Below are 24077 nucleotides of genomic sequence, written 5' to 3'. Positions count from 1 at the left end.
CTGGTCTCGCCCCTCTCCGCCACGAGTGCCCGACGTCAGCTGACGCCCAGCTCCTTCGCGTTCTTCTTCAGGTCCTCGAGACCACCGCACATGAAGAACGCCTGCTCCGGGAAGTGGTCGTACTCACCGTCGATGATCGCGTTGAACGCTGCGATCGACTCGTCCAGCGGCACGTCCGACCCGTCGACGCCGGTGAACTGCTTGGCGACGTGGGTGTTCTGGGACAGGAAGCGCTCCACGCGACGGGCACGGTGGACGACGAGCTTGTCCTCCTCGCCGAGCTCGTCGATACCGAGGATCGCGATGATGTCCTGCAGGTCCTTGTACTTCTGCAGGATGCTCTTCACGCGCATCGCGGCCGAGTAGTGGTCCGCCGCGATGTACCGCGGGTCGAGGATGCGGGACGTCGAGTCCAGCGGGTCCACGGCCGGGTAGATGCCCTTCTCGGAGATCGGACGGGAGAGAACCGTCGTCGCGTCGAGGTGGGCGAAGGTGGTGGCCGGGGCCGGGTCGGTCAGGTCGTCCGCGGGGACGTAGATCGCCTGCATCGAGGTGATCGAGTGACCACGGGTCGAGGTGATGCGCTCCTGGAGGAGACCCATCTCGTCGGCCAGGTTCGGCTGGTAGCCCACCGCGGAGGGCATACGGCCGAGCAGGGTCGACACCTCGGAACCGGCCTGGGTGAAGCGGAAGATGTTGTCGATGAAGAACAGCACGTCCTGCTTCTGCACATCGCGGAAGTACTCCGCCATGGTCAGACCGGCGAGGGCCACACGCAGACGGGTGCCCGGGGGCTCGTCCATCTGCCCGAAGACCAGCGCGGTCTTGTCGATGACGCCCGAGTCGCTCATTTCCTCGATGAGGTCGTTGCCCTCACGGGTGCGCTCACCGACACCGGCGAACACCGACACACCGTCGTGGTTGTTGGCGACGCGGTAGATCATCTCCTGGATGAGCACCGTCTTGCCGACGCCGGCACCACCGAACAGACCGATCTTTCCACCCTTGACGTACGGGGTGAGAAGGTCGATGACCTTGACGCCGGTCTCGAACATCTCGGTCTTCGACTCGAGCTCGTCGAAGTTCGGGGCCTTGCGGTGGATGGACCAGCGCTCGCCCTCGTACGTCTCGTCGACGTTCAGCACCTCACCGAGGGTGTTGAACACCTTGCCCTTGGTGAAGTCGCCGACCGGGACGGTGATGCCCGTGCCGGTGTCGGTGACCGGGGCCTGGCGGACCAGACCGTCGGTGGGCTGCATGGAGATCGTGCGGACCAGGCCGTCACCCAGGTGCTGGGCGACCTCCAGGGTCAGCGTCTTCAGCTCGCCGGCGTTGGCCGGGTCGGCCACCTCGACGTGCAGGGCGTTGTAGATCTCGGGCATCGCGTCGACGGGGAACTCCACGTCGACGACCGGGCCGATGACCCGGGCGACGCGGCCCGTGGCAACGGCCGTCTCAGAAGTCGTCGTCATTACTTGTCACTCCCCGCGGTCGCGTCGGAAAGGGCTGCGGAGCCACCGACGATCTCGCTGATTTCCTGGGTGATTTCGGCCTGGCGGGCCGCGTTGGCAAGGCGGGAGAGCGTGTTGATCAGCTCGCCCGCGTTGTCGGTCGCCGACTTCATCGCGCGGCGGGTGGCGGCGTGCTTGGAGGCAGCCGACTGCAGCAGCGCGTTGTAGATACGGCTCTCGACGTAGCGCGGCAGCAGGGCGTCGAGGACGTCCTCCGCCGACGGCTCGAAGTCGTACAGCGGCAGGATCTCGCCCTTGGGCTTCTCCTCCGCGACCTCTTCGAGGCGGAGCGGGAGCAGCTGCGCGTCGAGCGCCTGCTGCGTCATCATCGAGACGAACTCGGTGTAGACGATGTGGAGCTCGTCCACGCCGCCGTCCGCCGTGTCCTTCTCGATGGCCTCGATCAGCGGGCCCGCGACCTTCTTGGCGTCCGCGTACGTGGGCTCGTCCGTGAAGCCGGTCCACTGGTCCGCGATCTTGCGCTCACGGAAGTTGTAGTGGGCGACACCACGACGGCCGACGATGTACGTGTCGACCTGCCGGCCCTCGGCCTCCAGCCGCGCCGTCAGCTGCTCCGCGGCCTTGATGGCGTTGGAGTTGAAGGCACCGGCCAGACCGCGGTCACTCGTCAGCAGCAGCACTGCGGAACGCGTGACCGTCTCGGCCTGCGTGGTCAGCGGGTGCTTGGTGTTCGAACCAGTGCCCACCGCCGTGACCGCGCGGGTGAGCTCGGTCGCGTACGGCGTGGAGGCCGCCACCTTGCGCTGCGCCTTGACGACGCGCGAGGCGGCGATCATCTCCATCGCCTTGGTGATCTTCTTGGTCGCGGTGACGGATCGGATGCGACGCTTGTAGACCCGGAGCTGAGCTCCCATGAGTCAGGTCCCTTCCTTACGTCACTTGGAGACGTTGACGGTCGCCGGAGCGTCCTCGCCGAGCAGCTTGCCGTCCGCGGTCTCGAACTGCTTCTTGAAGTCGGCGATCGCGTCGGCGACAGCGGTCAGCGTGTCGTCCGAGAGCTTGCCACCCTCCTTGATGGAGGTCATGAGGCCCTGCTCCTTGCGGTGCAGGTACTCCAGGAGCTCCTTCTCGAAGCGGCGGATGTCGGCGACCGGCACGTCGTCCATCTTGCCGGTGGTGCCGGCCCACACGGAGACGACCTGGTCCTCGGTGGACATCGGCTCGTACTGGGCCTGCTTCAGCAGCTCGACCATGCGCTGGCCGCGCTCCAGCTGGGCCTTGGACGCGGCGTCCAGGTCGGAACCGAAGGCGGCGAACGCCTCCAGCTCACGGAACTGGGCGAGGTCCACGCGCAGACGGCCGGAGACCTGCTTCATCGCCTTGTGCTGGGCGGAACCACCGACTCGGGAGACGGAGATACCGACGTTCAGCGCGGGACGCTGACCGGCGTTGAAGAGGTCCGACTCCAGGAAGCACTGGCCGTCGGTGATGGAGATGACGTTGGTCGGGATGAACGCCGAGACGTCGTTGGCCTTGGTCTCGACGATCGGCAGACCGGTCATCGAGCCCGCGCCCATGTCGTCGGAGAGCTTCGCGCAGCGCTCCAGCAGACGGGAGTGCAGGTAGAAGACGTCACCCGGGTAGGCCTCGCGGCCCGGCGGGCGGCGCAGCAGCAGGGACACGGCGCGGTAGGCGTCGGCCTGCTTCGAGAGGTCGTCGAAGATGATGAGGACGTGCTTGCCCTCGTACATCCACTGCTGGCCGATGGCCGAACCGGTGTACGGCGCCAGGTACTTGAAGCCGGCCGGGTCGGACGCCGGGGCGGCGACGATGGTCGTGTACTCGAGCGCGCCGTTCTCCTCCAGCGCGCGGCGGACCGACGCGATGGTCGAGCCCTTCTGGCCGATGGCGACGTAGACGCAGCGAACCTGCTTCTTCGGGTCGCCGGAGCGCCAGTTGTCGCGCTGGTTGATGATCGTGTCGACGGCCAGGGCGGTCTTGCCGGTCTGGCGGTCACCGATGATCAGCTGACGCTGACCACGGCCGATCGGCGTCATCGCGTCGACGGCCTTGTAGCCGGTCTCCATCGGCTCGTGCACCGACTTACGGGCCATGACGCCCGGGGCCTGCAGCTCGAGGGCGCGGCGGCCGGACGTCTCGATCTCGCCGAGGCCGTCGATCGGGTTGCCGAGAGGGTCGACGACGCGGCCGAGGTAGCCCTCGCCCACGGCGACCGACAGGACCTCGCCGGTACGGGTGACCGGCTGACCCTCCTCGATGCCGCTGAACTCACCGAGGACGATGGCGCCGATCTCGCGCTCTTCCAGGTTGAGCGCGAGGCCGAGGGTGCCGTCCTCGAACTTCAGCAGTTCGTTGGCCATGGCCGAGGGCAGACCCTCGACCTTCGCGATGCCGTCGCCGGCAAGGGTGACCGTACCGACCTCCTCGCGCGAGGCCGCGTCCGGCTTGTACGACTGGACGAAGTTCTCCAGCGCGTCCCGGATCTCCTCCGGCCGGATCGTGAGCTCCGCCATCTGGGTTCCCTGCTCTCCTTGTTGGGCCCGAAGTTTCACTTTGGGGGTCTGGGGGCGACCCCCAGGATTCTTCTGCACGGCCCAACCAGGGCCGTAAGTACGTACTGCTATGAAGTTGCCGCTAGCTCGCCAGTCGGCGGCTGGCGTCCTCGAGTCGGTCCGCGATCGAGCCGTTGATGATCTCGTCGCCCACCTGCACCCGGATCCCGCCCAGGACCTCGGGGTCCACGTCGAGGTTGAGGTGCATCGGCCGGCCGTAAAGCTTCGCCAGGGCGGCGCCGAGGCGCTGCTTCTGGGTGTCGCTCAGCGGGACGGCCGAGGTGACGACGGCGACCATGCGGTCCCGACGCTCGGCGGCGAGCTTGGACAGGGACTCGAGTCCCGCCTCCAGGCTACGTCCACGCGGCGCGGTCACAAGGCGCGTCACCAGACGCTCGGTGGTGGCCTTGGCACGGCCGCCGAGCAGGCTGCGCAGCAGCTCGCCCTTGGCGGAGGCGCCGGCGGCACGGTTGGTCAGCGCGGCCCGCAGCTCGGTGTTGGAGGAGACGATCCGGCCGAACCGGAACAGCTCGTCCTCGACGTCGTCGAGCGTGCCCGACTTCTGCGCGGCGGTGAGGTCGGCGAGGTCCGCCAGCTCCTCCAGCGCGTCCACCAGGTCGCGCGACTGCGACCAGCGGGAACGCACCATGCCGGACACCAGGTCGGCGGTGGTCCCGCTGACCTGGCCGCCGAGGATGCGCCCGGCCAGTTCGGCCTTGGCCTCGCCGGCCTGCGCCGGGTCGGTGAGGACCCGACGCAGCGACACCTCGCGGTCGAGCAGCGCGGTGACGGCGGCCAGCTCGTCGGCGAGCGAGGTCGCGTCCACGGACGTGGAGTCCGTCAGCGCGTCGAGACGCTCACGTGCGGCTGCCAGGGCCTCGCGGCTCGCTCCGTTCATCGCGTGGCCTCGGCCTTCTCCTCGAGGTCGTCGAGGAAGCGGTCGATCACGCGGCTCTGCCGGGCGTGGTCCTCGAGGGACTCGCCGACGAGCTTGCCGGCCAGGTCGGTGGCGAGCTTGCCCACGTCCTGACGCAGCGCGGAAGCGGCGGCCTTGCGGTCGGCGTCCAGCTGCGTGTGACCGGCGGCGATGATCTCCTCACGCTGCCGCTGGCCCTCGGCGCGCATCTCGGCGATGAGCGCGGCACCCTGCTCCTGCGCCTCCTGGCGCAGCCGCGCGGCCTCGTGCCGGGCCTCGGCGAGCTGGGCCTTGTACTGCTCCAGGACGCTCTGGGCTTCCTGCTGCAGGTCATCGGCCCGCTGGATGCCGCCCTCGATGGAGTCGCGGCGCTCTTCCAGAACCTTGTTGATGTTCGGAAGGAGCTTCTTGGCGAGGAAGCCGAGGACGATTACGAAGGCGAGCAGGCCGATGACGAGCTCTGGGATCGGCGGGATGAGAGGGTTTTCGGCCTCCCCAGCCGCGAGGTGAACCAGGTGGCTCATGTCAGTGCCTTTCGTCGAAAGGGGCGGTCCGACGAACCGGGTCAGGAGGTCGGGTAGACGAACGGCATGACCAGACCGATCAGGGCGAGCGCCTCACAGAAGGCGAAGCCGAGGATCTGGTTGGCGCGGATCAGACCGGCAGCCTCGGGCTGACGGGCGAGCGCCTGGGTGCCGTTACCGAAGATGATGCCGACGCCGACGCCAGGGCCGATGGCCGCCAGGCCGTAGCCGATGGAGCCAAGGTTGCCCATGATCTGAGTCTCGGCGAGGGTCTGGAGAGCGGACATGCCGGTTCTTCCTTCTCTTTCAAGGACCGGTGGGGGTTGGCCACCGGATGTCTGGTGGTGGGGCGGGGCTCTCAGTGGTGCTCGGCGAGAGCGCCCTGGATGAAGCTGCAGGTCAGCAGTACGAAGACGTACGCCTGAACAGCCTGGATGAAGAGCTCGAAGGCGGTCATCACGAGGACCATGCCGAACGAGACGGCGGAGTAGGCGATGCCGATGCCGTTGAGCATGTACCAGCTGGCGATCGTGAAGAGCAGCAGCAGCGTGTGGCCCGCGAACATGTTCGCGAAGAGACGTACGGCGTGGGTGAAGGGGCGGACGATGAGGTTCGAGAAGACCTCGATGGTCATCGACAGCGGCAGCACCGCACCCAGCGACTTGTCGTAACCGCTGAAGTTCTTCCAGGCGCCCACGAACCCGTGGCGCTTGAAGGTGAGGCTCACCCAGAGGACGTACACGATGCCCGCCAGGATCGCGGGGTACGAGATGATCGAGGTGACCGGGAACTGGGCGACGGGAATGATCGACCAGAGGTTCATCATCCAGATGAAGAAGAACAGCGAGACGATCAGCGGGACGTACTTCTCGCCCTCCCGCTTGCCGATGGTCTCGTAGACGACACCGCGCCGGATGAAGTCGTAACCCGCCTCGGCCACCATCTGGAGCTTGCCCGGGACGACCTTCGGCTTGGCGAAGGCGGCCCAGAAGAAGCCCACGATGATGATCGAGCCGAGCAGCGCCAGCAGCATGGTCTTGTTGAAATAGACGGCGTCGTCCTGATGGCCCAGGAGGGGCTCGAAGAGGAACGAGTGCAGGCCCGGAGCGACATCGGCGAAGCCACACCCGTCAAACAGGTGGCAGTCGGTCTCGAAGGCGAGCACCTGCGTCGGGTCAGCACTCACCGCGGGCTCCTTCAGCGTGGCGCATGGGTACGGCAACCTCGTTGTGTCGGCGCGGCGCACAGCCGCGGGTCGGCACTGGACTGGTGTTACGGATGTGAGGGCGGCTGTGGGGCATCGAGCCTCGCACTAGGGCAGGCGTCAGCTCGATTGCCCGCGCCCGCGATGCCGCAGTTGGCACCGGACGATAGCAGGATCTCCTGCGGACGCTTATCCCGGCCCTACCCCTCACGACGAGTGCCCCGATTTTTCGGGCTTGTTGCCCGTCGAGGAATCGGGTTCGACGTAGAGGATCTTGGCCTTCATGTGCGCGCGGGTCTGGGCGCCGATCCACACGAGGGTGGTGGCGACGAGCGTGAACGCGAAGGCCCTGGGGTGGAACAGCGTGGTGTTCTTGAACGCGGCCATGAAGATGAACAGCAGCAGAATTTGTGCTGCGTAGAGCATCAAGCCCATCATCTGGAACAGGTGAGGAAGCGATTTGGCGGTGCGCTGCAGAACGTAGAGCCCGATTCCCATGAAGAGGATCGTGATCACCGCCGCGACCACGGCGCCGACAGCCCCCTTGCCTCCGACGACCACACCGCTGACAACAGCGGCGATCGCGCCGGCGGCAGCCGTGGGTACGGCGGCCTGAAGGAGGATCCGGGCGTCATTGGACGGCATGGCGGCAACTCCGCTTACTAAGGGGGCAGGTGTCGTCATGGACGAGCGTAGTCCCCGGGGGCGAGCGGAAATCTCACGCCTGTGGACCGTCGCGCTGCGGCTCTTCGGCTCCATCCCGGGTTCTCGTGAACCGTATCACAAACTATTTGATGAGGTCTTTACCTGAACGGTGTGCTCGGTGTCACACATGAGAGTGAACCTGCCCATCCGTGCGGTTTCAGCGCCGACTTGTCTGGTATAAGACCCATTTGCCCTGCCAGCCTCTTGCATGCGATCGGCAAAGCGTTAGTCAGATTCTTACCTTGCCGTCAGCAACTTGACGTCAGCCTGGATCTCAGCGCCGTGCACCCGCCGGGCTGGGTTGCTCGTCCTTGGGCCGGGCGCCGAGTGCGGTGGCGCCGTTGAGGGACGGGGTCCAGTCGGGGGTGGGCTGGAGGGCGGTCTCCGGGGTGGCGGCCTTGCGGCGGCGGTAGCGGGGCGGGACGAACGCCTCTGCCCAGCGGGGGGCTCGGGGGGTGAAGCGGGGCAGCAGGAGCAGGAAGAGACCGACGCCGCTGAGCATGGCGATGGCGAGGACAATCCACATGGACGCCGAGTTCACGGTGTAGGCGAGGGCGCCGAAGGCGATGACCGCCGACCAGAAGTACATGATCAGCACGGCCCGGCTGTGCGAGTGCCCGACCTCCAGCAGCCGGTGGTGCAGATGCCCGCGGTCGGCGGCGAACGGGGACTGGCCGCGCCAGGTGCGTCGCACGATCGCGAGGATCAGGTCCGCCGCCGGGATCGCGATGATGGTGAGCGGCATCAGCAGCGGGATGTAGACCGGGACCATCGCGTAGACCGTGCTGCGCTCGGAGCCGTACAGGCCCATCACGTCCGGGTCGACCTGCCCCGTGACCGAGATCGCGCCGGCCGCCAGCACCAGGCCGATCAGCATCGAGCCGGAGTCGCCCATGAAGATCCGCGCGGGGTGCATGTTGTGCGGCAGGAAGCCCAGGCACATGCCCATCAGGACGGCCGCGAAAAGGGTGGCGGGGGCGGCGGCCTCGATGCCGTAGCTGTACCAGAGGCGGTAGGCGTACATGAAGAACGCGCCCGAGGCGATGCAGACCATGCCGGCCGCGAGACCGTCGAGGCCGTCGACGAAGTTGACCGCGTTGATGGTGATGACGACCAGGGCGACCGTCAGCAGCGTGCCCTGCCACTGAGTGAGCGCCACGATGCCGACACCCGGGATGGGCAGCCACAGGATCGTCAGACCCTGCATGACCATGACGCCCGCGGCGATCATCTGCCCGCCGAGCTTGATCAGCGCGTCGATCTCGAACTTGTCGTCCAGGACGCCGATGAGCCAGATCAGCGCGGCACCGGAGAGCAGCGCACGCGGTTCGTTGGAGTCGGCGAAGACCTTGCCGAGGTTGGTCAGGTGGTCGGCGACCAGCAGTCCGGAGCACAGACCGAAGAACATCGCGATGCCGCCGAGGCGGGGTGTGGGTTCGCGGTGGACGTCGCGCGCACGGATCTCCGGCATGGCTCCGGCCACGATCGCGAACTTCCGTACCGGTCCTGTCAGCAGGTACGTCACCGCGGCCGTGATGCAGAGCGTCAGGAGGTATTCACGCACGGGCTTCCCCACAGGTCTCGCTGGCCATCTCAGCCCCACACCCTAGCGATGCGCGCATATGGTTGGGGACTTCCGGGTAGCGACGATGGTTGCACGTGATGATGTGTCCGGTGGTGCGTCTACCCCACCTCAGCGCGGATACGGCGGAAATCTTCCGGCGAGATCCCGCACTTCTTCACGCGCCTTCCGCGTGTCCGGGCCGTCCCGCAGGACCCCTGCGAACACCGCTGCGAGCTGGGACATCTCCGCCTCGCCCATGCCCTGTGTGGTCAGCGCGGCCGTGCCGAGCCGCAGTCCGCGGGCGTCACCGTGCGGCAGCGCGCAGCAGTCCAGCACGATTCCCGCGGCGGCGAGCCGGCCGCGGGCGGTTCGGCCGTCGACGCCGAGTGGCGCGGGATCGACGGTGAGCAGATGGGTGTCGGTGCCACCGGTGATGACGACGAGGCCCTCCCTGGCCAGCCCCTCCCCCAGCACGCGCGCGTTGGCGACCACCTGATGGGCGTACGCGGTGAACGCCGGTGTTGCCGCCTCCCCGAACGCGACGGCCTTCGCGGCGATGGTGTGCATCTGCGCGCCGCCCTGCGTGAACGGGAACACCGCCCGGTCGACGCGCTCGGCCAGCTCGCTCCCGCACAGCAGCATCCCGCCGCGCGGACCGCGCAGCACCTTGTGGGTGGTGGCGCAGACCACATCGGCGTACGGCACCGGGCTGGGCGCCGCGCCCCCGGCGACGAGCCCGATGGGGTGGGCGGCGTCGGCGATGAGGTAGGCCCCGACCTCGTCCGCGACGTCCCTGAAGAACGCGTAGTCGATGTGGCGCGGATAGGCGATCGACCCGCACACGATGGCCTTGGGGCGGCGGGTACGGGCCAGGGTGCGGACCTGCTCGTGGTCGATGAGCCCCGACTCGGCCTCGACGCCGTAGCCGACGAAGTCGAACCAGCGGCCGGAGAAGTTCGCGGGCGACCCGTGCGTGAGATGGCCGCCGAAGTGCAGCCCCATCGCCAGCACCGTGTCACCGGGGCGCAGCAGGGCGGCGTACGCGGCGAGCACCGCCGAAGACCCCGAGTGCGACTGCACGTTGGCGTGATCGGCGCCGAACAGCGCCTTGGCCCGCTCCACGGCCAGCCGCTCGGCGACGTCGACGATCTCGCAGCCACCGTGGTGCCGAGCGCCCGGATAGCCCTCGGCGTACTTGTTCGCCAGCGGCGACCCGAGTGCGGCCAGCACGGCCGGCGAGGTGAAGTTCTCAGCGGCGATGAGCTGGAGCGTCGTCGACTGCCGATCCAACTCAGCGAGCAGGATGTCAGCCAGCTCGGGGTCCTGCCGCCGCAGGACATCGGCCTCTAGGACAGGGGTGACCGACATGGCGAACTCCGGGGCGTCGACGATGACGTACGACCAATGTAGGCGCGTGCGTCGCGACCCGCCCGGTGTTAGGGCCCTTCTGATGGATCTCCGCGGCGTCGCGGAGATCCATCAGAAGGCCCCTAGCTAGGCCCGAGCGGGCACTCCCGTAAGCGCCGTCACCACCGGATCCAGCGCCTGCTGTATCTCGTCCCCCACCGACCGGAAGAAAGGCAACGGCGCCCCGTACGGGACCCAATCCCCAACGCGCCCCTCGCGACGCTCGGCCCTGGCGGGCCTCCCGGCTTCGAGACGCAGCGCCGGACTCCGTCCACCGAGCCGCCCCACGCCCGGCATCAAGCCCGCGCAGGAACCCCCGTCAAAGCCGTCACCACCGGATCCAGCGCCTGCTGTATCTCGTCCCCCACCGACCGGAAGAAAGGCAATGGCGCCCCGTACGGGTCGTGGACCTCGTCCGCTTCCGCGGTCGGCGCGAGAAGCCACCCGCGTAGAGCGGCCGCGGCACGCACCAGCGCACGCGCGCGTACGACCATGCCCTCCTCCAGCGGCGGCAGGGTCGTCGGGTCGATGGCCCGGACGAGACGGGTGAACTCCTTCAGGGTGAAGGTACGCAGGCCGGCCGAGTGGCCCATGGAGATGACCTGGGCCCGGTGGTCACGGGTCGCGGTCAGCACCAGGTCGGCCATGATCACGTGCTCGTCCAGCAGTTCCCGCCCCGTGAAGCCGGAGGCGTCCGCGCCGAAGTCCGCGAGCACCGCCTCCGCGTTCGCCTCCATGGGCGCCCCCTCGTGCCCCCAGGTCCCCGCGCTCTCGACGACCAGGCCGCCCCACAGCGGATCCCCGAGCCGGTCCGCGAGGGCATGCCGGGTCAACCGCTCGGTGATCGGCGAGCGGCAGACGTTGCCGGTGCTGACGTGGAGGATGCGAAAGGTGTCACGCGGAAGCCCTGTGAAGGTCCGCGTCTCTTCCCCGTCCCATATGCCACGCCCCGCGTCAGGGGCCGTCAATTCGCCACCTCGAGGTCGGGTACGACCTTGCGCAGCTCCTCCGCCGAAAGGGCGCCGGCACGCAGCAGGACCGGCACCTTGCCCGTGACGTCGACGATGGAGGACGGCTCGTTGCCGGGGGTCGGACCACCGTCGAGGTAGACCGAGACGGAGTCGCCGAGCATCGCCTCGGCGGCGTCGCAGTTCTCCGGCGCCGGGTGACCGGTCAGGTTCGCCGAGGAGACGGCCATGGGGCCGACCTCGGTGAGTAGTTCGATGGCGACGGGGTGCAGCGGCATGCGTACGGCGACCGTGCCGCGGGTGTCGCCGAGGTCCCACTGGAGCGACGGCTGGTGCTTGGCGACCAGGGTCAGCGCGCCCGGCCAGAACGCGTCGACGAGCTCCCAGGCCATCTCGGAGAAGTCGGTGACCAGGCCGTGCAGGGTGTTCGGGGAACCGATGAGGACGGGCGTGGGCATGTTGCGGCCCCGGCCCTTGGCCTCGAGGAGGTCGGCCACGGCTTCCGACGTGAACGCGTCCGCGCCGACGCCGTACACGGTGTCCGTCGGCAGCACCACGAGTTCGCCCCGGCGGATGGCGGACGCGGCCTCGCGCAGACCGGTGGCGCGGTCGGTCGCGTCGTTGGTGTCGTATCGCCGTGCCATCTAGCGGGCCTCCTCGTACACGTACTGCTGCTGGGGGGATGTCGTAGGACGCGTGCTCATCAGGGCAGCGCCTTGCGGGCGGTCGCGAACCGCGGCCGGTTGTTGAGGTCGGGGTGGTCGGCCGCGTCGGCCCAGCCCCGCTCCTCGGTGAAGATCCACGGCACCTGGCCGCCCTGGGTGTCGGCGTGTTCGACGACGACGACACCGCCCGGCCGCAGGAGCCGGTGCGCTGTGCGTTCCAGTCCACGGATCAGGTCGAGCCCGTCCTCCCCTGAGAACAGGGCGAGTTCGGGATCGTAGTCGCGGGCCTCCGGCGCCACGTACTCCCACTCCGTGAGCGGGATGTACGGCGGGTTGGAGATGACCAGGTCCACCTGGCCGTCGAGGTCACGGAAGGCGTCCAGGGCGTTGCCCTGGCGCAGGTCGACCCGGGATCCCGCCATGTTCTTGCGGGTCCACCGCAGGGCGTCCTCGGACAGTTCCACGGCGTGCACGCGCGAACGCGGCACCTCCTGGGCGAGGGCGAGCGCGATGGCGCCGGAGCCGGTGCACAGATCGACGATGCAGGGCTCCACGACGTCCATCGCCCGTACGGCGTCTATGGCCCACCCGACGACGGACTCGGTCTCCGGGCGGGGCACGAACACCCCTGGCCCGACCTGCAGTTCGAGGTAGCGGAAGTACGCGCGCCCGGTGATGTGCTGGAGCGGCTCGCGCTGTTCACGACGCGCGATGACCTCCCAGTACCGGGCGTCGAAGTCGGAGTCCTTGACGGTGTGCAACTCGCCCCGCTTGACGCCATGCACGAACGCGGCGAGCTCCTCCGCGTCGTTGCGCGGCGAGGGCACGCCGGCGTCGGCCAGGCGCTGGGTGGCCTGGGCCACCTCCCCGAGCAGCAGGTTCACGCGAGTCCTCCGTGTAGTACTCGGTCGTGCGGACGTGCCTTTATCCCTTGATGCCTTGTTGCCTTGACGCCTTTATGCGGCTGCGAGCTTCGCGGCCGAGTCCGCGTCGACGCAGGCCTGGATCACCGCGTCGAGTTCGCCGTCCAGGACCTGGTCCAGGTTGTACGCCTTGAAACCGACGCGGTGGTCCGAGATGCGGTTCTCCGGGAAGTTGTACGTGCGGATCTTCTCGGAGCGGTCGACGGTACGGACCTGGCTGCGGCGGGCGTCGGCGGCCTCCTTCTCCGCTTCCTCCTGCGCCGCGGCGAGCAGCCTGGAGCGCAGGATACGCATCGCCTGCTCCTTGTTCTGCAGCTGGCTCTTCTCGTTCTGGCAGGAGGCCACGACTCCGGTGGGAATGTGCGTGATGCGCACGGCGGAGTCGGTGGTGTTGACGGACTGCCCGCCGGGCCCGGAGGACCGGTAGACGTCGATGCGGAGATCGTTGGGGTTGATCTCGACGTCGATCTCCTCGGCCTCGGGCGTGACGAGGACACCGGCGGCGGAGGTGTGGATACGGCCCTGGGACTCGGTGGCCGGGACGCGCTGCACGCGGTGCACGCCGCCCTCGTACTTCAACCTGGCCCAGACGCCCTGGCCGGGCTCGGTGGCGCCCTGGCCGCCCTTGGTCTTCACGGCGACCTGGACGTCCTTGTAGCCTCCCAGCTCGGACTCGGTGGCGTCGATGATCTCGGTCTTCCAGCCGACGCGCTCTGCGTACCGGAGATACATGCGCAGGAGATCCCCGGCGAAGAGGGCCGACTCGTCGCCGCCCGCGCCCGCCTTGATCTCCAGAATGACGTCCTTGTCGTCGCTGGGGTCACGCGGGACGAGCAGCAACCGCAGCTTCTCCGTGAGGTCCTCGCGCTGCTTCTCCAGCTCCTTGACCTCGGCGGCGAAGTCCGGGTCGTCGGCGGCCAGTTCGCGGGCCGTGTCGATGTCGTCGCCGGTCTGCTTCCAGGAGCGGTACGTGCCGACGATCGGGGTCAGCTCCGCGTAGCGCTTGTTGAGCTTGCGCGCGTTGGCCTGGTCCGCGTGGACCGACGGGTCGGCGAGCTTCTTCTCCAGGTCGGCGTGTTCCCCGACCAGTTCCTCGACCGCCTCGAACATCTCCGGCTCCCTGTACGACGTGATAAGTGGGCTGCACCGCAAAGCGCCGGTCCCGGAAGCCCCCGGGCGGGGGCACCGAGGACCGGCGCTGTGGGCTCGCTACTTCTTGGCAGCGGCAGCCTTGCCGAAGCGGGCCTCGAAGCGGGCCACGCGGCCACCGGTGTCGAGGATCTTCTGCTTGCCCGTGTAGAACGGGTGGCACTCGGAGCAGACCTCGGCACGGATGGTGCCGCTCTCGATCGTGCTACGGGTGGTGAACGACGCGCCGCAGGTGCAGCTGACCTGCGTCTCGACGTACTCGGGGTGAATGTCGCGCTTCAAGGTGTCTCCTAGTTTCGGGAGGGCGCCGGGTCGCTGCCGCGGGCTGCGAGAGCGTGAACCGGAGCCGACGTACCAGTCTGCCAGGACTGACCGCATCTCCCAAAACCAGGGGGTGCGGTCAGGTATTCCCTACCGCTGTCCTAGCTGCGGGCAGTCGTGCCGCTGGGGCGGCACGGGTGGGCGCAGCGGCACCCTGTCAGCGCCGGTAAGCGCCACCAAAGCCCTAGGACGACGCCACGACCCCCTCCGCCGTCCCCGTCGCCGTGCCCTTTGTCGCCGACTTCGGGATGGTCCTGTCTGCCTTCAGGGCGGCCCAGACCTGTGCTGACTTCTTCTCGTCGACCAACACCCGGTTCGGGTCCGCCGGGTCGTACTGGACCGGCATTGTGATCATGGTCATGTTCTTGGAGCTGATGTCCTTGAGGCCGTTCGCGAAGGAGGCCAGGTCCTTGACGGAGTCGAGGTCGGAGTCGGTGGTGACGGCGTGCGTGGCGGTGTCGGCGAGGTCGTAGAGCTTCTTCGGGCTGCTGAAGAGGCCCACCTCCTTGACCTGTTCGAGCAAGGCCTTGATGAAGGCCTGCTGGAGCTGGATACGGCCGAGGTCGGAGCCGTCCCCCACACCGTGCCGGGTGCGGACGAGACCGAGGGACTGCTTGCCGCCCAGCGTGTGGTCGCCGGCCTTGAGGTCGAGGTGGCTGTCGGGATCCTTGATGTCCTTCGTGGTGGTGATGTCGACCCCGCCGAGGACATTGATGAGCTTCTCGAAGCCCGCGAAGTCGACCTCGACGTAGTGGTCCATGCGGATCCCGGTCATGGACTCGACGGTCTTGACGGCGCACGCGGCGCCACCGGTGGTGTACGCGGAGTTGAACATCGCCGCCGTGGCCGCCGGATGCGTCTTGCCGTCTCCGTCGGTGCACTCGGGCCGCTCGACGAGGGTGTCCCGGGGTATGGAGACCACGCTCGCCCGCTTGTGGCCCTCGTAGACGTGCACGACCATCGCCGTGTCGGAGCGGGCGCTGCCGTCGTCCACGCCGCCGCCGAGCTTCTTGTTGCTGCCCGAGCGGGTGTCGGAGCCGAGGACGAGGATGTCCTGGGAGCCGTTGTCGACGTCGAGGGGCCGGTCGGTGCCGAGGGCCTGGTCGATGTCGACGCTCTTGATGTTGCCGTTGAGCTTGAAGTACAGGTAACCGGCGCCCGTGCCGCCCAGCACGAGGACGCCCGCGGCGGTCCAGACGGTGACGAGCACCGCCTTGCTGCGCTTGGGGCCCGCCGCACGGTGACGCGGGCCGGTGGTGACGGGTTTCCCCGGGGTGCCGGGTTCCGGCGTGCTCTCGGCGGACATGCTCTCCTCGGTCCTCTTGTTCCGGTCGGTTACCCCTTGCGCTCAGGCCCAGGCCTGCTGGGTTGGATGTGGCCGTACCGCCCATGGCCACTCCGAACGGTCAGACGGAGTAATTCGGAAGAAGGTTGCCCGACGAACGGTGCCCATCGCGTAAAGCGATGGGCACCGTGTGTGACTGGTGTGCCCGGCGGGGCCGGGCTCACCTGGTGTTTCAGCCGAGAAGGTCGTACTGGCCGTAACCGGTGCCGAGCGAGACGCGTGAGCTGAAGATCTCGCTGGTGGCCTTCGACGTGCCCTTGTAGAGGTACAGCGTGCCGCCGGTCGTACGGGCCAGGAGGTCCGCCCTGCCGTCGCCGCTCACATCACCGGGGGTGACGAGGGCGTTGAAGCCGCTCCAGTTCGAACGGACCTTGATCCGGGCGGCGAAGGCGCCCGTGCCGGACTTGCCGTTGCCCTTGTAGAGGTAGATGTTGGAGCCGGTCTTGGTGCGCGCGATCAGGTCGGCCTTGCCGTCGCCGGTGAAGTCGCCGTGACCGAGCACCGCGTTGTACTGGTTCCAGCCCGTGCCGACCTTGACGCGGGTGGCGAAGGAGCCGGTGCCCTTGCCCGGGTAGATCCACAGGGCGCCCGCCGAGTCGACCGAGAGCAGGTCGGGCAGGGCGTCCCCGGTGACGTCCCCGGGGGTGAGGATCCGGGTGCGGGTCGTCCAGTTGTCGAAGATCTGCGAGGTCGTCCACGTCTTCGTGGAGGGCACATAGCGCCGCCAGAAGACGTCACCGTCGGACGAGCGGCGCAGGACGTAGTCCTGGTAGCCGTCCCGGTTCAGGTCGGTCTGCTGGACGAGGTTGTAGCCCTTCCAGCTGCCGTACGAGTTCAGGGACTCGCGCGAGGCGAGCGAGGAGCCGCCCGAGTCGCGGACGTAGCCGGTGCCGGTCGACTTCTCGCGCAGGAAGACGTCGGCCTTGTCGTCCCGGCTGATGTTGGTGTCGTCGACGCGGGGCTGGGTCACCCCGACGTAGTTGCTGACCTTGGCGAATACCGGGTACGCGCCCTGGTACACGCAGTCCGTGACGCCCCACGAGACGACGCCGATGACCCTGTTGTTCCACACGAGCGGGCCGCCGGAGTCGCCGTTGCAGCTGGCGGTGGTGGTCGCGTCGGTGCCGCCGGAGGGCTTGCCCGCGCAGACCATGTGGCCCTTGATGAAGTAGTCCCCCCAGAAGTTCGCGCACGTGGTGTCGCTCACCACTGGCATCTCGGCGGTCTTCAGCGTCTGCGAGATGTCGTCACTGGTGGAGCTGGTACGGCCCCAGCCGTAGACCCTGGCCTTGGTGCCTGCGGCGTACGAGGCGGTGTCGGTCGACGTCGTCATCTTGATCGGCGTGGCCTTGACCGGCGCCCTCAGTGTGAGTACCGCGATGTCGTTGTCGATCTTGGCCTCGTTGTACGAGGTGTGGTTCCACTGGCGCGACAGCTGGGTGACCGTGCCGCCGTGGTAGTCCATGTGGTTCAGGCTGCCGTCGTCGTTGTAGACAGCGGTGGGCAGCTGATCGGTGCCCGTGACGACGGCGCCGTACCTGCCCCAGTCGTAGGAGTTCTTGTCGACGCAGTGCGCCGCGGTGAGGATCTTCGTCGGCGAGACGACCGAGCCGCCGCAGAAGAAGCCGATGCCCGTGGTGTCGTCGTAGTACCAGAGCTGTGCCATCCACGGCGCCGAGCCGATCGTGGTCTCCGAGCCGCCGATGATCTGGGCCTCCCGGCCCGGCGCCTCGGAGCTCTCGCTCGCGTCCGAACCGGCACTCGCCGACGGCTCCGGCTCCGGCGTCCTGCCGGCGGTGTCGTCCGCCGCCATGGCCTGCGCGATCCGTACATCCAGCGCGTCCGACGTCGACGAGTCCGCGCTGCTGGCGGCGCTCGTCGACGTCGGCGTCGACACCAGCAGCGCCCCGGTTATCGCCGCGGCAACGGCTCCGGACAAGGGTCTAGCCACTCAGGTCCCCCCTGATGAGTCAAGCGTTGATCAATCACACGAAGATCGAAATCGTACACCTGTCTCACACAAAAAGGGGTCACCCTCACGAAGAGGGTGACCCCAGCAAACCAGGGGCGCGGGGAACTGCGCGATCAGCCACGAACCAGCCGCGGCCGACAACGCGCAGAAGCCCCCGAGCTACCAGTCGCTCTTAATCCCCGTTACCCGGCGCAGGCGTCGTCTTCTGAATCTGCATCAGGAACTCGGCGTTCGACTTCGTCTGCTTCATCTTGTCGAGAAGCAGCTCGACCGCCTGCTGCTGGTCGAGCGCGTGCAGCACCCGCCGCAGCTTCCAGACGATGGCGAGCTCGTCACTGGCGAGCAGGATCTCTTCCTTACGCGTACCGGACGCGTCCACGTCCACCGCGGGGAAGATCCGCTTGTCCGCGAGCTTCCGGTCGAGCTTCAGCTCGGCGTTGCCCGTGCCCTTGAACTCCTCGAAGATCACCTCGTCCATGCGGGACCCGGTGTCCACCAGGGCGGTGGCGAGGATGGTGAGCGAGCCACCGTCCTCGATGTTCCGCGCCGCACCGAAGAAGCGCTTCGGCGGGTACAGGGCGGTCGAGTCGACACCACCGGACAGGATGCGCCCGGAGGCCGGGGCGGCGAGGTTGTACGCGCGCCCCAGACGGGTGATGGAGTCGAGCAGCACGACCACGTCGTGGCCCAGCTCGACGAGCCGCTTCGCACGCTCGATGGCGAGTTCGGCGACCGTCGTGTGGTCCTCGGCCGGGCGGTCGAAGGTCGAGGAGATGACCTCGCCCTTGACCGACCGCTGCATGTCGGTGACCTCTTCCGGACGCTCGTCGACGAGGACGACCATCAGGTGGCACTCGGGGTTGTTGTGCGTGATCGCGTTGGCGATCGCCTGCATGATCATGGTCTTACCGGTCTTCGGCGGGGCCACGATCAGACCGCGCTGGCCCTTACCGATCGGCGACACGAGGTCGATGATGCGGGTGGTCAGCACGCCCGGGTCGGTCTCCAGACGGAGCCGGTCCTGCGGGTACAGCGGCGTCAGCTTGTTGAACTCCGGGCGGCCACGGCCGTGTTCGGGCGCCATGCCGTTGACGGAGTCGAGGCGGACGAGCGCGTTGAACTTCTCGCGGCGCTCCCCCTCCTTCGGCTGACGGACCGCACCGGTGACGTGGTCACCCTTGCGCAGGCCGTTCTTGCGGACCTGGGCGAGGGAGACGTACACGTCGTTCGGGCCGGGCAGGTAGCCCGACGTACGGATGAAGGCGTAGTTGTCGAGGATGTCCAGGATGCCCGCGACGGGGATCAGGACGTCGTCCTCGGCGAGCTGCGGCTCGGCGCCGCCCATCTCGTCGCGGCCACGACGGCCCCGGCGGTCGCGGTAGCGGCCGCGACGGCCACGGCGGCCGCCCTCGAAATCGTCGTCGTCCTGCGGGCCGGCGTCGCGCTGGCGGTCCTGACGGCCGCCGCCCTGCTGCTGGCCCTGCTGCTGACCGCGGTCACGCTGCTGCTGGTCGTCGCCCTTGCCGCGGCGGTCGCCGCGGTCGCGGTCACGGCCGCGCTCACGACGGTCACGGCGGCCCTGACGGCCGTCGCCGTCGGCTGCGTCGCCCTTGGCCTCGGCCTGCGGCTGGGCCTGGGTCTGAGCCGATGTATCAGCCTTCGGCTCGTTCTTCGCCTCGGCGGTGACCGTCTCGGGGCTGCCCGCGTCGGCGGTGGCACGGCGACGGCGGCGCTCGGTGGGCGCCTCGTCCCCACCGGCCGGCTGGCCGGGGATCTCGATCTGCTGCTGGGCCACGGCCTTCTCGGCCTTCTCGGCGGGTGCCTCGGCCTTCTTGGCGGCGGCCTTCTCGGCGGCCGGGGCGGTGGCGTCCTCGCCCGTGCGCGCCTTCGAGGTGGCGCGGCGCTTCGGCTTGGTCTCGGTGGCGGCCTCGGCGGTCTTCGCCGGGGCTCCCCCGCCCGCCTGCGCCTCCTTGATGACCTCGATCAGCTGGCTCTTGCGCATACGCGCGGTGCCCCTGATGCCGAGGCCGGATGCGACCTGCTGCAGCTCGGCCAGCACCATGCCCTCGAGGCCGGTGCCGCGGCGCCGCCGGGAGCCGGCACCGCTGGCAGGCGCGGCGTCCGTGGCGGGCGCGGCAGCGGTCTCCTCGACACGTGCGCCCATCAGATCGGTGGTGTCGCTCACGAAGGGTCCTTCCCTGGAGCGGACGTCGGCCTTCTGGCTCGGCGACCGGTTGTGCTGTCCGGCTTCGGCCCTGTTGTGGTGGACCGTGCCGGGGCGGTGGTCCGCCAAAGCGGCGGAGGAAAATTGCTGGTGATTCGGCGCTTACGGGGCCGTGGCACTCAGTGTCAGTGTCACGCGGCTCGGTCACGCCGGTTCCGGAGCCTGCTCGGCAGACCGCTCAGTGCCTGCGTACGGCGTACAGCTTGACGTACGAAGCACAGTGCGGCTGGGGAGACTCCCGGAAGAGAGGTTGTCCCGGACGGGGACGATAAGCACCTCGCCATGGCTGGGGCAGGTGCAGACTTGAGATTAACACTACCGGATCCAACAAACATTCCCCCTCTCGAAATCCGGCAACCGTGCGCCCCTACTCGTCGCCGATGTCGGCGCCGGTTTCGGCGACGGTGGTGGTCAGCGGCAGGACGCACGCCCCTTGGGCGTCGAGGTCCAGCCGGTTGGCGGCCCAGCCCTCGCCGGCGAGGTGGGCGACCTTGTCGGCACTGGCCTCGTCGGCCAGGGCCAGGACCGTGGGTCCGGCGCCGGAGATGACCGCCGGGACGCCGTCGGCCCGCAGTCGCTCGACCAGGGCCGCGCTCTCCGGCATGGCGGGCGCCCGGTATTCCTGGTGCAGCCGGTCCTCGGTGGCGGGCAGCAGCAGCTCGGGGCGCCTGGTCAGGGCCTCCACAAGCAGGGCGGCCCGGCCGGCATTGGTGGCTGCGTCGACGTGCGGGACGTTGCGCGGGAGCAGTCCGCGCGCCGTCTCCGTCAGAACCGGTTTTCCGGGGACGAAAACCACCGGAACGATGGAATCGTCGGGCTCCATTCTGATCGCCCGTGCGGCGCCGCCCTCCATCCAGGAGAGCGTGAAGCCGCCGAGGAGGCAGGCCGCGACGTTGTCGGGGTGGCCCTCGATCTCGGTGGCGAGTTCGAGCAGCGCGGCGTCATCGAGGCGGTTCTCCCCGCCTATGGTCACGGCGCGGGCGGCGACGATGCCGGCGCAGATGGCGGCGGAGGAGGAGCCGAGGCCGCGGCCGTGCGGGATGCGGTTGGCGCACACGATCTCGAGACCCCGGGGCTGTCCGCCCAGCAGGTCGAAGGCGGTGCGCAGGGACCGTACGAGGAGGTGCTTCTCGTCACGCGGGAGGGTCTCGCTGCCCTCCCCGGCGATGTCGATGTGCAGGCCGGAGTCGGCCACCCGGACGACCACGTCGTCGTAGAGCCCCAGCGACAGGCCGAGGGCGTCGAAGCCCGGGCCGAGGTTGGCGCTGGTGGCGGGGACGCGCACCCGTACGGCGGCGGCGCGGAACGCTGGACCGGCCATCGCTCGATGACTCTCCTTGGACTGCGAGACTGGCTATGACTGACGATCACTGACGATTGTCGAATGACATTCGATACGTACGTGAGAACCCTGCGGCCGCTCAGGACGGCGCGGCGCCGCACCCTTGCGGGGCATATGCAGCGGGCGGGTTCAGTACAGCCTATCGAAGGAAGGTTCTGTGGCGACATAGGGCGCACGGGAGGCGCACGATGCGTGTCGTAAGCCCCCCGTGCACCCCCTGTCGGGTCCTGTCAGGGTTATCCCCCGGGAATCGGCGTCTACGCGCGACTCCCAGGATCTTTTCGAACAGACGCTCAGAACGGTGTACGACGGTTACGCGAGACCGAGGCGCTCGGCCGCCGTCGCCGCGTCGACCGGGACGGTCACCGGCTGCGGGGCACCCGCGACGGCCCAGTCGGGGTCCTTCAGGCCGTTTCCGGTGACCGTGCAGACGATGGTCTGGCCCGGGTCGACCTTGCCGTTCTCGGCGGCCTTGAGCAGACCGGCCACGGACGCGGCGGAGGCGGGCTCCACGAAGACACCCTCCTGGGCGGCCAACAGCCGGTAGGCGCGCAGGATCTCACGGTCCGTCACCTCGTCGATGGCACCGCCGGACTCGTCCCGCGCGGCCAGCGCGTACTGCCAGGAGGCCGGGTTGCCGATGCGGATCGCGGTGGCGATGGTCGACGGGTCCTTGACGACCTCGCCGCGCACGATCGGCGCGGAGCCGGAGGCCTGGAAGCCCCACATGCGGGGGGTCTTCGCGGCGATGCCGTCGGCGGCGTACTCCTTGTAGCCCTTCCAGTACGCCGTGATGTTGCCGGCGTTGCCGACCGGCAGGACGTGGATGTCGGGGGCGTCGCCGAGCATGTCCACGATCTCGAACGCGGCGGTCTTCTGACCCTCGATACGCACCGGGTTGACCGAATTCACCAGCGCCACAGGGTAGTTGTCGCTGAGTTCACGCGCGAGAGTGAGGCAGTCGTCGAAGTTGCCGTCGACCTGGAGGATCTTCGCGCCGTGCACGAGGGCCTGGCCCATCTTGCCCAGCGCGATCTTCCCCTGCGGGACGAGCACCGCCGAAACCATGCCCGCGCGTACGGCGTAGGCGGCCGCGGAGGCAGACGTGTTGCCCGTGGAGGCGCAGATGACGGCCTTCGCGCCCTCTTCCTTCGCCCGGGTGATGGCCATGGTCATACCGCGGTCCTTGAAGGACCCGGTCGGGTTGGCGCCCTCCACCTTGAGGTGGACCTCGCAGCCCGTGCGCTCGGAGAGCACCTGCGCGGGGACGAGAGGTGTGCCGCCCTCGCGGAGCGTCACGACCGGCGTGGTGTCGGAGACGGGCAGCCGGTCCCGGTACTCCTCGATGATTCCGCGCCACTGGTGGGTCATTGCTGGTTACTCTCCTTCAACCCGCATGATGCTGGCGACACCCCGCACGGTGTCGAGGTTGCGCAGCGCCTCGACGGTCCCGTTGAGGGAGGCGTCGGAGGCGCGGTGAGTGACGACGACGAGAGAGGCCTCGCCGTCCTTGCCCTGCTGCCGAACGGTATCGATCGACACCCCGTGCTCGGCGAACACGGTCGCCACCTGGGCGAGAACACCCGGTTTGTCCGCGACGTCGAGGCTGATGTGGTAGCGCGTGACGACCTCGCCCATGGGCGAGACGGGCAGGGCGGCATAGGCGGACTCACCGGGCCCGGTGGCACCCGCGAGCCGGTTGCGGCACACGGCCACGAGATCCCCGAGGACGGCGGAGGCGGTGGGGGAACCGCCCGCGCCGGGGCCGTAGAACATGAGCTGTCCGGCGGCGTCCGACTCGACGAACACGGCGTTGTACGCGCCGCGCACGGAGGCGAGGGGGTGGGTCAGCGGAATCATGGCGGGATGCACGCGCGCGGTGACGGAGCCCCCGTCGGCGGCCCGCTCACAGATGGCGAGCAGCTTGATGGTGCAGCCCATGTTCTTGGCGGAGGCGAAGTCGGCGGCGGTGACTTCCGTCATCCCCTCGCGGTAGACGTCGTCGAGCCGCACCCGCGAGTGGAAGGCGATACCGGCGAGGATCGCGGCCTTGGCGGCGGCGTCGAAGCCCTCGACGTCGGCGGTCGGGTCGGCCTCGGCGTACCCCAGGGCGGTGGCCTCGTCGAGGGCCTCCTGGTAACCGGCCCCCGTGGAGTCCATCTTGTCCAGGATGAAGTTGGTGGTCCCGTTGACGATGCCCATCACCCGGTTGATCTTGTCGCCGGCGAGGGACTCGCGCAGCGGGCGGATCAGCGGGATGGCGCCGGCGACGGCGGCCTCGTAGTAGAGGTCTTTGTCGGCTTCGTCCGCTGCCGCGTGCAGGGCTGCGCCGTCCTGGGCGAGGAGGGCCTTGTTGGCCGAGACGACGGAGGCGCCGTGCTCGAACGCGGTGGTGATGAGGGTGCGGGCGGGCTCGATACCGCCGATCACCTCGACCACGACGTCGATGTCGCCGCGCTTGACGAGGGCGGTCGCGTCAGTGGTGACGAGGGCCGGGTCGATGCCCTCACGGACCTTCGAGGGCCGCCGTACGGCCACTCCGGCAAGCTCGACGGGGGCGCCGATCCTGGCCGCGAGGTCGTCGGCGTGCGTCGTCATGATGCGCGCCACCTCTGAGCCGACAACCCCACAGCCCAGCAGCGCCACCTTCAGCGGACGCGTACGCATCATCCGACCTCGTTTCCTCACATACACCGAATACGGTTGGACCAGTCTCACTCACCGGACGGGAGTTTCTATCCCTCGTCCGGATTGTGAGACATCTATTTCATTTTCACAGGGCGGCGAGACCGGAGATCTTTCG

21 protein-coding genes and 1 pseudogene are annotated in these 24077 nt (G+C 68.6%); all 22 read right to left on the bottom strand.

The features are described 5' to 3' along the window. Nucleotides 1-35: 35 nt before the first annotated feature. A complete protein-coding gene (gene atpD, locus CES90_RS38410; RefSeq protein WP_189787766.1) occupies nt 36-1472 on the bottom strand; it encodes a F0F1 ATP synthase subunit beta in 1437 nt (478 codons plus the stop codon). Beyond that, a complete protein-coding gene (locus tag CES90_RS38405) occupies nt 1472-2386 on the bottom strand; it encodes a F0F1 ATP synthase subunit gamma (protein ID WP_189787765.1) in 915 nt (304 codons plus the stop codon). The genes atpD and CES90_RS38405 overlap by 1 nt, the downstream gene beginning before the upstream one ends. A 21-nt stretch (nt 2387-2407) precedes the next feature. After that, entirely contained in the window at nt 2408-4006 is a 1599-nt protein-coding gene (gene atpA / locus CES90_RS38400) for a F0F1 ATP synthase subunit alpha (RefSeq protein ID WP_189787764.1), read from the bottom strand. A gap of 121 nt (nt 4007-4127) precedes the next feature. Continuing rightward, complete coding sequence (locus CES90_RS38395; RefSeq protein ID WP_189787763.1) at nt 4128-4943, bottom strand: F0F1 ATP synthase subunit delta; 816 nt, start codon at nt 4941-4943, stop codon at nt 4128-4130. Further along, complete coding sequence (locus CES90_RS38390) at nt 4940-5485, bottom strand: F0F1 ATP synthase subunit B (protein WP_189787762.1); 546 nt, start codon at nt 5483-5485, stop codon at nt 4940-4942. Before CES90_RS38390 ends, CES90_RS38395 begins: the two co-directional genes overlap by 4 nt. A gap of 41 nt (nt 5486-5526) precedes the next feature. Then, on the bottom strand, nt 5527-5772 hold the full coding sequence (locus tag CES90_RS38385; RefSeq protein ID WP_055514831.1) for an ATP synthase subunit c family protein: 246 nt from the start codon (nt 5770-5772) through the stop codon (nt 5527-5529). Between the two features lie 71 nt (nt 5773-5843). Next, on the bottom strand, nt 5844-6671 hold the full coding sequence (gene atpB, locus CES90_RS38380) for a F0F1 ATP synthase subunit A (RefSeq protein ID WP_189787761.1): 828 nt from the start codon (nt 6669-6671) through the stop codon (nt 5844-5846). 225 nt (nt 6672-6896) lie between these two features. Continuing rightward, a complete protein-coding gene (locus tag CES90_RS38375; protein ID WP_189787760.1) occupies nt 6897-7334 on the bottom strand; it encodes a hypothetical protein in 438 nt (145 codons plus the stop codon). 334 nt (nt 7335-7668) lie between these two features. Continuing rightward, nucleotides 7669-8958: an MraY family glycosyltransferase gene (locus CES90_RS38370; RefSeq protein WP_189787759.1), complete on the bottom strand. Its 1290-nt coding sequence runs from the start codon at nt 8956-8958 to the stop codon at nt 7669-7671. Between the two features lie 129 nt (nt 8959-9087). After that, on the bottom strand, nt 9088-10326 hold the full coding sequence (locus CES90_RS38365; RefSeq protein ID WP_189787758.1) for a serine hydroxymethyltransferase: 1239 nt from the start codon (nt 10324-10326) through the stop codon (nt 9088-9090). A 126-nt stretch (nt 10327-10452) separates the two neighbouring features. Then, a pseudogene (locus tag CES90_RS50460) lies at nt 10453-10557 on the bottom strand (protein-tyrosine-phosphatase); the annotation flags it as partial. A gap of 104 nt (nt 10558-10661) precedes the next feature. Next, nucleotides 10662-11333, bottom strand: coding sequence for an arsenate reductase/protein-tyrosine-phosphatase family protein (locus CES90_RS38360; RefSeq protein WP_189787757.1), 672 nt, complete (start codon nt 11331-11333; stop codon nt 10662-10664). Beyond that, nucleotides 11330-11977: an L-threonylcarbamoyladenylate synthase gene (locus tag CES90_RS38355; protein WP_149828636.1), complete on the bottom strand. Its 648-nt coding sequence runs from the start codon at nt 11975-11977 to the stop codon at nt 11330-11332. The genes CES90_RS38360 and CES90_RS38355 overlap by 4 nt, the downstream gene beginning before the upstream one ends. Nucleotides 11978-12036: 59 nt before the next feature. Beyond that, entirely contained in the window at nt 12037-12882 is an 846-nt protein-coding gene (prmC, locus tag CES90_RS38350) for a peptide chain release factor N(5)-glutamine methyltransferase (protein ID WP_189787756.1), read from the bottom strand. Nucleotides 12883-12954: 72 nt separating this feature from the next. Then, on the bottom strand, nt 12955-14031 hold the full coding sequence (gene prfA / locus CES90_RS38345) for a peptide chain release factor 1 (protein WP_189787755.1): 1077 nt from the start codon (nt 14029-14031) through the stop codon (nt 12955-12957). Between the two features lie 99 nt (nt 14032-14130). Next, complete coding sequence (rpmE, locus tag CES90_RS38340) at nt 14131-14352, bottom strand: 50S ribosomal protein L31 (RefSeq protein WP_028804216.1); 222 nt, start codon at nt 14350-14352, stop codon at nt 14131-14133. Between the two features lie 223 nt (nt 14353-14575). Next, nucleotides 14576-15697 (bottom strand): LCP family protein, encoded by a 1122-nt coding sequence (locus CES90_RS38335; RefSeq protein ID WP_189787754.1) that lies wholly within the window; start codon nt 15695-15697, stop codon nt 14576-14578. Between the two features lie 211 nt (nt 15698-15908). Next, the gene (locus tag CES90_RS38330; RefSeq protein ID WP_408646626.1) at nt 15909-17687 is read right to left on the bottom strand and encodes a trypsin-like serine protease; all 1779 of its coding nucleotides are present in this window, start codon (nt 17685-17687) and stop codon (nt 15909-15911) included. 193 nt (nt 17688-17880) lie between these two features. After that, complete coding sequence (gene rho / locus CES90_RS38325) at nt 17881-19893, bottom strand: transcription termination factor Rho (protein ID WP_189787752.1); 2013 nt, start codon at nt 19891-19893, stop codon at nt 17881-17883. Between the two features lie 406 nt (nt 19894-20299). Further along, nucleotides 20300-21253, bottom strand: coding sequence for a homoserine kinase (gene thrB, locus CES90_RS38320; protein ID WP_189787751.1), 954 nt, complete (start codon nt 21251-21253; stop codon nt 20300-20302). Between the two features lie 333 nt (nt 21254-21586). Next, the gene (thrC, locus tag CES90_RS38315) at nt 21587-22645 is read right to left on the bottom strand and encodes a threonine synthase (RefSeq protein WP_189787750.1); all 1059 of its coding nucleotides are present in this window, start codon (nt 22643-22645) and stop codon (nt 21587-21589) included. A 6-nt stretch (nt 22646-22651) separates the two neighbouring features. After that, nucleotides 22652-23944 carry a homoserine dehydrogenase gene (locus CES90_RS38310; protein WP_189787749.1) on the bottom strand — a complete coding sequence of 431 codons (1293 nt, stop codon included), beginning with the start codon at nt 23942-23944 and terminating at the stop codon, nt 22652-22654. Nucleotides 23945-24077 lie beyond the last annotated feature (133 nt).

Source organism: Streptomyces capitiformicae, assembly GCF_002214185.1.
Classification (GTDB): Bacteria; Actinomycetota; Actinomycetes; order Streptomycetales; family Streptomycetaceae; genus Streptomyces; species Streptomyces capitiformicae.
Note: the sequence above shows the minus strand (reverse complement) of the source record. Positions and strands in the feature narration are given on the sequence as shown.

Coding starts and splice junctions, on each gene's coding strand:
- CES90_RS38310 (WP_189787749.1), bottom strand. CDS start 23,944: ATGATGCGTACGCGTCCGCTGAAGGTGGCGCTGCTGGGCTGTGGGGTT.
- CES90_RS38375 (WP_189787760.1), bottom strand. CDS start 7,334: ATGCCGTCCAATGACGCCCGGATCCTCCTTCAGGCCGCCGTACCCACG.
- CES90_RS38355 (WP_149828636.1), bottom strand. CDS start 11,977: ATGGCACGGCGATACGACACCAACGACGCGACCGACCGCGCCACCGGT.
- CES90_RS38335 (WP_189787754.1), bottom strand. CDS start 15,697: ATGTCCGCCGAGAGCACGCCGGAACCCGGCACCCCGGGGAAACCCGTC.
- thrB (WP_189787751.1), bottom strand. CDS start 21,253: ATGGCCGGTCCAGCGTTCCGCGCCGCCGCCGTACGGGTGCGCGTCCCC.
- CES90_RS38390 (WP_189787762.1), bottom strand. CDS start 5,485: ATGAGCCACCTGGTTCACCTCGCGGCTGGGGAGGCCGAAAACCCTCTC.
- prfA (WP_189787755.1), bottom strand. CDS start 14,031: ATGTTCGAGGCGGTCGAGGAACTGGTCGGGGAACACGCCGACCTGGAG.
- CES90_RS38385 (WP_055514831.1), bottom strand. CDS start 5,772: ATGTCCGCTCTCCAGACCCTCGCCGAGACTCAGATCATGGGCAACCTT.
- CES90_RS38405 (WP_189787765.1), bottom strand. CDS start 2,386: ATGGGAGCTCAGCTCCGGGTCTACAAGCGTCGCATCCGATCCGTCACC.
- atpA (WP_189787764.1), bottom strand. CDS start 4,006: ATGGCGGAGCTCACGATCCGGCCGGAGGAGATCCGGGACGCGCTGGAG.
- CES90_RS38365 (WP_189787758.1), bottom strand. CDS start 10,326: ATGTCGGTCACCCCTGTCCTAGAGGCCGATGTCCTGCGGCGGCAGGAC.
- atpD (WP_189787766.1), bottom strand. CDS start 1,472: ATGACGACGACTTCTGAGACGGCCGTTGCCACGGGCCGCGTCGCCCGG.
- CES90_RS38395 (WP_189787763.1), bottom strand. CDS start 4,943: ATGAACGGAGCGAGCCGCGAGGCCCTGGCAGCCGCACGTGAGCGTCTC.
- thrC (WP_189787750.1), bottom strand. CDS start 22,645: ATGACCCACCAGTGGCGCGGAATCATCGAGGAGTACCGGGACCGGCTG.